Raw genomic sequence first — 8,042 nt, forward strand, 5'->3', positions numbered from 1 at the left:
CAACGCCAAGGTTTAAAGATTGCCTGTATTGAAGAAGTGGCCTTTCGGATGGGCTACATCAATGCCGATCGCTTGGTGACGATCGGTAATACGATGGCTAAAAATGATTACGGTCAATATTTGCTCAAATTAGCTACAGAAGGAATCTAGTCGATCGTGGAAATTTTTCAAACTGCCCTCCCAGAAGTCATCGTCTTCGCCCCGCCAGTATTTAGCGATAGTCGGGGCTATTTTTTGGAAACTTATCAACAGCAAAAGTATGCCGATATCGGCATTCCCCATCCCTTCGTTCAGGATAATCAATCCTATTCCACCAAACATGTGCTGCGGGGTTTGCATTTCCAACTCAAGCACCCCCAAGGCAAATTAGTCCGCGTCACCCAAGGGGAAGTCTTTGATGTCGCTGTCGATATCCGCCGCAATTCGCCCACTTTTGGCAAATGGCATGGAGAAATCCTATCGGCTGAGAATAAAAAGCAGATGTACATTCCCGAAAATTTTGCCCACGGGTTTTGCGTATTGAGTGACGGTGCCGAGTTCTTATACAAATGTACGGACTTTTATGTGCCTGGGGATGAGGCTGGTTTGATGTGGGACGACCCCCAACTCGCGATCGACTGGCCGATCGATACCCCGATCTTATCGGCCAAAGATGCGATTTTACCCAAGGTTGCGGCTATTTTGGATCTGTTACCATCTGGCAAATAACTGTCCCAAGCTCAGATCCCAATCTGGTAGCTGCACGCCAAAAGTAGCTAACACCTTGCTATTATCTAAGACTGAGTAAGCCGGACGTTGGGCGGGAGTGGGATAATCGCTAGCCGGAATCGGCACGATGTCTGTAACTTGGAGCGCTCGATCGGGAAATTGCGTGCGGTACCGATCGACAATCTCACTGGCAAACCCGTGCCAACTGGTCTTCCCAGCAGCGGACAGATTGTAGATGCCGCTAATTGTCGCTGGATCTCGATCTCCGCAGCGAGCCAATATTTGCGATGTCGCCATCGCGATCGATTTACTCCAAGTGGGCGCACCGACTTGATCCGCGACAATTTTTAGTTCCGGTCGCTCGGCGGCTAGCCGTAAAATCGTCAGTAAAAAGTTTTTACCGCGATTGCCATATACCCACGTCGTCCGCAAGATTAAATGAGCGCAACCAGCTTGGATAATCGCCTGTTCTCCCGCCAGTTTACTCGCGCCATACACCCCCAAAGGATTGGGAGTATCGGTTTCTAGATAAGGACTAGTCTTAGTGCCATCGAATACATACTCTGTCGAATAATGGACTAGCAACGCGCCAAATTCCCGTGCTAATTCGGCGATTACTCCCGGCGCAGTGGCATTAATTGCCTGACACAGTGCTGGCTCTTGCTCGGCTTTATCTACTGCCGTATAAGCAGCAGCATTGACTATTATCTGTGGCTCAAGTGCGCGGAGGCGATCGCGGATCCGATCGGGATCGGCTAAATCCAACTCTTGAGATCCCCACACGGTCACACGTCCTAACGTGGCTAGCGCTACTTGTAATTCCCACGCAACTTGACCCTGCTGACCCAGGAGTAAAATTTCTCTCATCTGCTCGTAATTTAAAAAAGATCGTCACTCGATTTTATCCTACTCCCTTCCCACTCAAGAACTAGACATCTGTAATTCACTATCACTATCCACTATCCACTATCCACTATCCACTATCCACTAACATACTAGATGTCTAATTTGTCACTGGGAAGGGAGTAAAACTGTCAGCTTCCTAATTTCTATAAAAAAGTTACCTACAAGCACTCATAGATCGGTAATTGCACCGATTCTAGAATTCAGTAGCATTGGGTATAATCGAAACACAATCAAGAATTTTAAGACGATCGCACTCCAGTTGTCTAGCGATCTACTTTGAATAAATAAATGTCGAATTTAACTGTCCTAAAAAATATATTTGCTAATCTCTGTCGTGGGGGTGCAGTAGCATTATCGATGTTATTGCTACCCCCATTTTTAGCAAGAATTTTGACTAAGGACGCTTATGGTGCCTGGTTGCTGATCTTACAACTGAGTACCTACGTGAGTCTGTTAGATCTGGGGATTCAGACAGTAATCGGTCGATTTGTCGCGCACTACAATGAGCTAGGGGATACTAAAAAACGCGATAGTATCATCAGCAGCGCGATCGCGATCCTGACTGGATCGGGGTCGATCGCGTTCGTAGCAATTGCGCTGCTCGCTTGGCAATTGCCACGGCTATTTCCAGATATGCCAGCAGCCTTGCAGCAGGATGCTCGGTTAGCATTAATGTGCGTCGGTGGTACGCTGGCTGTCGCCTTACCTTTTTCAGTTTTTGGTGCCGTTTTTATCGGCTTGCAGCGTTATGATATCCCGGCTTGGATCGTTGGTAGTACTAAAATATTTGCCGGGGTACTAGTCGTATTAGCTGCGCAGGCAAGTCAGAGTATCGTAATGATGGCGGTAATGGTTGGCATTACCAATTTAGGTGCAGGGTTATGGCAATATCTCGCATATCGAAAGATTGCCGCAGGCTATCGGATCTCCCCACAACTCATCTCGAAAAAGTCGGCGATCGAAGTTGCCGAATCCTGTTTGTCGCTATCGGTTTCAACATTAGGTTTGCTGATAGTTAGCGGTCTCGATACCACAATTATTGGTTTTTATGATTACAAATCGATTCCCTATTACGCATTAGCAGCCACACTCACAAATTTTGTTTTTGGGATTTCGATCTCGATCCTCAATACCCTAATTCCAGTTGCCTCATCAATCGGTGCCAGGAATGAGCCAGACAGTCTCGGACGACTATTAGTAGCGACAACTCGATATACCGTCGTGCTGCTGATTGCCACAAATCTACCGCTGATATTGGTATCGAAAACAGTCATTGGCTTGTGGGTTGGGGCTGATTATGCAATCGCCACCAGTCATTTATTCGAGCTATTAGTTGCGGCTAATTTCGTGCGCCAAGTGGGGAGTCCTTACTTTACGATCGCGATCGGCTGTGGCGAGCACCGGAAGGTAATTCTATCACCATTAATCGAAGCAGCTACCAATTTAATCTTCAGTCTGCTGTTAACGTCTAGAATCGGTGCCGATGGCGTGGCATTCGGGACGTTAATTGGTGGTTTTGTAAGTGTCGGTCTGCACTTTTTCTACAATTTACCCCGAACTAAAAAAATATTTGTTGCTGATAAAATGGCTTTGATCGTGACAGTTGTGAAGCCTGTTTTGCTAATTGTAGTCCCCACGATTTGCTTATTTGCCCTCAATAATCGGTATGGAAATCCTACGAATATTTTCCTGGTATTCGGCCCTGCTACGATCTTGACAGCGATGAGTTGGTTTGTATTGTGGGAACATATCCTCGAACCAGAAGATCGGCGGATGGCGGCTGAGGCCGTAAATAAGGTAATGAGTAAAATTTTAAAAAAGAAATCATTACAGTAGCCCAAATATATCTAGGAGCGCGATCGTGACACCAACTATTAGTATTATTACAATTAACTGGAATTCTGGTCATCAACTACGGGAATGCCTGGACGCGATCGTCGGGAGCGATCGGCAAAAATTCAAACTAGATAAAGTAATTATTGTCGATAACGCATCGACAGATACTTCTCTCAATGGCTTAGAACAGCTCGATTTACCGCTTCAGATTATTAGAAACTCTGTCAATCAAGGGTTTGGAGCTGCTTGCAATCAAGGTGCCGCAGTTTGCAATTCTGACTATCTGCTTTTTTTAAATCCCGATACCCGAGTAGCTGAAGATTCGATCGATCGTGCTGCCAGCTTTATGGACGAATCTTTGGCGCAGAAAGTCGGCGTAGTTGGCATTCAACTCGTAGACGAACGGGGTAGAATTCAACGTAGTTGTGCGAGGTTTCCCAGTCCGACTAATCTCTGGTGCAGTATTTTGGGTATCGATAAATTAGTCAAATCCGAGCTGACTAGCTACATGATGACGGAATGGAATCATGACAATACGCAGCGAGTAGATCATGTCATGGGTGCTTTTTACCTAATTAGAACCGAGTTATTTGAATCATTGCAAGGCTTTGATGAAAACTTTTTCGTATACTTTGAAGATCTCGACTTATCCTATCGCGTTCATCTAGCAGGTTGGTGTTCTTATTACTTAGCAGACACTCGCTCTTTCCACAAAGGGGGTGGTACTTCTGAAAAGATCAAAGCAACGAGGTTGTTTTATTCTCAACGCAGCCGGATTCTCTATGGCTACAAACATTTTAATTGGTTCCAAGCGACCGCGATCGCCCTAGCAACACTGACGATCGAACCAATTACTCGCATTGGTTTTGCTTTGCTTAAATTCTCACCCTCACAAGCAACAGAGACAATTCAGGGCTACATCAAAATCTTCGCTAATCTGCCAGCAATTTACAAATCGATTGGCTCTTCAATAATTAATAATTAATAATTAATAATTACCTCTCTTTAGCGTCTGCCGATTCACAAAGACAGAGGATTGAATTCATCAATAATCGATCTACCCGCACAGCAAGATCCAACACAAGAACGTGCATCACCCCACAATTACATATGTTTCTTCCAGTAGATAAAAATTCCTACAGTAGTCATCTGTACATCATCTTTGCGATCTCCATGTATCTCATTCCTTTTTCAACTGGAACTGGAGGTGGTTCTTTTGTAATAACATTTGCTTTCCCATTTCTCATTTTACTATTTTTCTTTATTGCTGGTAGTTATATTGTTAGAAAGGAAAGAGTTAATTATCCAAATGATTTAAAGCTATCATTACTTTTTGCCGCCATCAATTTATTTGCGATTTTTATTGCGTCGCTAATGAATGAAAATCTCATAATGTCTTTTGCGAGATCGGTGTTTGACTTGTTTGGATTCACAATATTTTTATATATTATTTCTCACGCTTCCAAAAGCCAGAACGCTGCTTTAGTTTATAGCAAGATATCACAAGTTTTTGTGTGGTCTGGCGTCATCATGTCCGCTTATTTTATCGTTAATTTTTTGCTAGCAGTTCAACAAAACTCATTGGATAAAGTATTGCTAGAAAGAGAAAATGGGGGGCTGATGTCATTACCTTGGGGAGCATCGAATACGATCGCTGGCTGCTTGATGATGCCTTTTTTCTTGGCATTAGATCGAGCTTTTAATACAAAATCGCTGAAGTTCAATAGTCGAGCGATGATGTTTTTAGCGATGTTACTAATTATGTTTGCAATTATTGTAACTCAGTCGAGAAATGTAATTACTACATTGCTATTGGGAATGACTTTTGTAGGTATTTTGACCAAAAATGTTAAGTCAACCGTCTTATTTCTCGTCACTGTTATTACAACTGTCACCGCAATTGCTATCTTATCAGGTCAGGATTTAAGTTCGATTTTTGAAGCTAGAATTGGCGATCAAGCTCAAGATGTGGGTGGCTTTAACGGTCGGACAATACTATGGGACGCATCAATTATCTACTTTGCGCTTCATCCGTTTTCACCCTTGGGATACTTTGGCATGTTGGGTGAAATGGGGCATACCGGACATAATATTTTTCTGACAACACTCCTCGAACGCGGCATCTTAGGACTGGTAGCATATATCTTATTTTTGATTAATAATTTAGGATTTTCCCTAAAGAAAATCTTCGATAAAAGCTTGTCCTTTGCCATTAGACGTCGTATGACATTATATTTAATTGCCATGTTATCAATTTTGTTGCAGCTTCAATTTGAAGACTCTAACCTCACCGCTCAAAATATTGTCTATCAATGGATATTTTTAGCATTAATGTATATTAGCCCCTATTGTGATGTGCCTGAGACTAATGATGGGCATACTAATAAAGAGAACCAATTAGCTTATCGAACTGGGAGCCGATCGACTCGTGGTGACAAGATAATCGATTGAATAAATATAAGTATAAGTTATATGTCTTTTAAAATCTTAGCCCTCACCAAGTACGGTTCGTTAGGTGGCAGTAGTAGGTATCGCTTTTATCAATACTTACCCTACCTCAAGTCTCAAGACTTTGACATTACATTAGCGCCGCTTCTAGACAATCAATATGTCACGGGTATCAATAGAGGTAGCCGAAATTTTACCAATGTCTTGATGTCTTATTTTCAACGCTTGATGAGATTAATTAGCGATCGAGACTACGATCTACTCTGGATTGAAAAAGAACTTTTGCCTTATGTCCCAGCGTGGTTAGAGCGAATGTTAATTAGGAACATTCCCTATGCTGTTGATTATGATGATGCCCAGTTTCATATTTACGATTATTACGGCACGAAGCTGACTAAAATCTTCCTAGCTCACAAAATAGACCGGGTGATGGCTCATGCTCAATTAGTAATTGCTGGCAATAAATACATTGCCACTAGGGCTAGTAAAGCGGGTGCCAAAAGCATTGAAATAATTCCAACGGTAATCGATTTGGATCGCTACTCCATCAAAACCGATGGTAGGAATAGAGCATTTAATATTGGCTGGATTGGTTCTCCAGGTACCAGTATCTACCTAAGATCGATTCAATCTGTATTTGAAACCCTCGATCGTCAACAGAACTGTAACTTTACATTTGTCGGTGCAGGCAGCTTAACCCTTGGCAATCTCGATCTGACAATTAAAGATTGGCGCGAACAATCGGAAGTCGCAGATATCAAAAGCTTTGATGTAGGGATTATGCCATTAGATAGTACGCCGTGGGAAGAGGGGAAATGTGGCATCAAACTAATTCAATATATGGCTTGTGCTTTGCCTGTAGTCGGCACGCCGATTGGTGTCAACCAAGAAATTATCGCTCATGGTGTCAATGGCTTTCAAGCAAGTACGCTGTCGGAGTGGACGGATTATTTATCTAAACTAGCAAACGATCCGCGCTTATGTGTGCAAATGGGTGCAGCAGGTAGGGCGATGGTTGAGGATAAGTATTGCTTACAAGTGACAGCCCCACAAGTGGCACAACTCTTGAGTGGTTGTATCTAATTTAGGCTTTGGGCTTGGATAAGAAATGCCTGGAGACTGGAAGTCTCGGCTCATGATACAAAGTCCGCCCCGATTTGCGGCGCGCGCTCCGGAGGTTTCCTCCGGGTTTAGCGCGACAAGACACAATCGGAGGCGATGCTAGAGCGGAGCAAATACTAGCAATATTGACTGACTGCTTGACACTGCTTGACAGCTTTATCGACAGCAGGCGCGAGATCGAAGCCCAAGGGTTTACCAGCTTTAAGTTTGGCTCTGGCACGATCGATCGCCGCCTCAGCACCTGGGGGAATCCGATTTTGCCACCAATCAGCACTTTCACTATAAACCCAGGTATAGCGATCGGTAGTGCGGAGCGAGTGATAAATATTGTGTTCTAATAATCGGAGTCGATCGGCTGGCGATAGAAAATGTTGGGTAGTCTTACCAGCGCGAGGATCTGTGAGCGGTTTGGGAAATAGATCCAAAATGAGATCGGAGTAGACGGCTTGACCGAGTTTGACATGTTTGCCATATTTGCCAGAGTTGCTGGATGCGACAAAGATCCGCGCCTGCTTGAAAATAGCCTCGCGCGCGGCATCAAACCACTCAGTCTTGTAATAATAATAAGCCCATTCATTGCCATCGATAATTGTCACGCCCGATCGAGCCGCATCGAGCATCCCATTAATAAAAGCTGGCCATAGTCCATAGTCATGACTTGCCAGTTGCTGCTGTAAGTTAGTTTTACTCACCGGATTAGACCACAGATCTTTCATCCAACTGAGCAATCCAAATGTGAGCACTTGCGCCTGTGGTTGGCTAGCTTGGATTGCCCGTATAAATTGAGCACCACGCTTGCGAACCTGCTGTTGATATCGAGCAAACGTTTTGCCCTGCTGCTGCGGTTGCTGGCGATATTTCCACGGACTGCTGGTAGTATATGGCTCGGAATCAAATGCAATTCCGCGAAAGCCCCCGGCTTTGGCGGTCTTGGCAAAGTTCTGGATATTTTTTTCCGCAGCCGCCCAGTCAGCGTCATTAAACCAATCCCAGCCATTATCCATCCCCGACCACATGACGAC

The 8,042-nt window shown here is 44.1% G+C and carries 7 protein-coding genes and 1 pseudogene; 6 read left to right on the top strand and 2 right to left on the bottom strand.

Translation table 11 applies throughout. The features are described 5' to 3' along the window. Positions 1-150: pseudogene (locus RMO35_RS25415) on the top strand (glucose-1-phosphate thymidylyltransferase); the annotation flags it as partial. A gap of 6 nt (positions 151-156) precedes the next feature. Further along, a complete protein-coding gene (gene rfbC, locus RMO35_RS17450) occupies positions 157-708 on the top strand; it encodes a dTDP-4-dehydrorhamnose 3,5-epimerase (RefSeq protein ID WP_309742599.1) in 552 nt (183 codons plus the stop codon). Here rfbC and rfbD read toward each other — a convergent pair. Further along, positions 691-1,575 carry a dTDP-4-dehydrorhamnose reductase gene (gene rfbD, locus RMO35_RS17455; RefSeq protein WP_309742601.1) on the bottom strand — a complete coding sequence of 295 codons (885 nt, stop codon included), beginning with the start codon at positions 1,573-1,575 and terminating at the stop codon, positions 691-693. The two genes, rfbC and rfbD, sit on opposite strands and share 18 nt — an antisense overlap. Positions 1,576-1,902: 327 nt before the next feature. Here rfbD and RMO35_RS17460 point away from each other — a divergent pair, with 327 nt between their 5' ends. From RMO35_RS17460 to RMO35_RS17475, 4 genes are all read left to right on the top strand, one after another. Then, complete coding sequence (locus RMO35_RS17460; RefSeq protein ID WP_309742603.1) at positions 1,903-3,450, top strand: polysaccharide biosynthesis C-terminal domain-containing protein; 1,548 nt, start codon at positions 1,903-1,905, stop codon at positions 3,448-3,450. 25 nt (positions 3,451-3,475) lie between these two features. Beyond that, positions 3,476-4,435, top strand: coding sequence for a glycosyltransferase (locus RMO35_RS17465; RefSeq protein ID WP_309742605.1), 960 nt, complete (start codon positions 3,476-3,478; stop codon positions 4,433-4,435). A gap of 125 nt (positions 4,436-4,560) precedes the next feature. Further along, entirely contained in the window at positions 4,561-5,901 is a 1,341-nt protein-coding gene (locus RMO35_RS17470) for an O-antigen ligase family protein (protein WP_309742607.1), read from the top strand. Positions 5,902-5,922: 21 nt separating this feature from the next. Beyond that, entirely contained in the window at positions 5,923-6,981 is a 1,059-nt protein-coding gene (locus tag RMO35_RS17475; protein WP_309742608.1) for a glycosyltransferase family 4 protein, read from the top strand. Positions 6,982-7,136: 155 nt separating this feature from the next. Here RMO35_RS17475 and RMO35_RS17480 read toward each other — a convergent pair. After that, on the bottom strand, positions 7,137-8,042 hold a 906-nt coding region (locus tag RMO35_RS17480), incomplete at its 5' end, for a hypothetical protein (protein ID WP_309742610.1).

This window comes from Chamaesiphon sp. OTE_20_metabat_361, assembly GCF_031364565.1.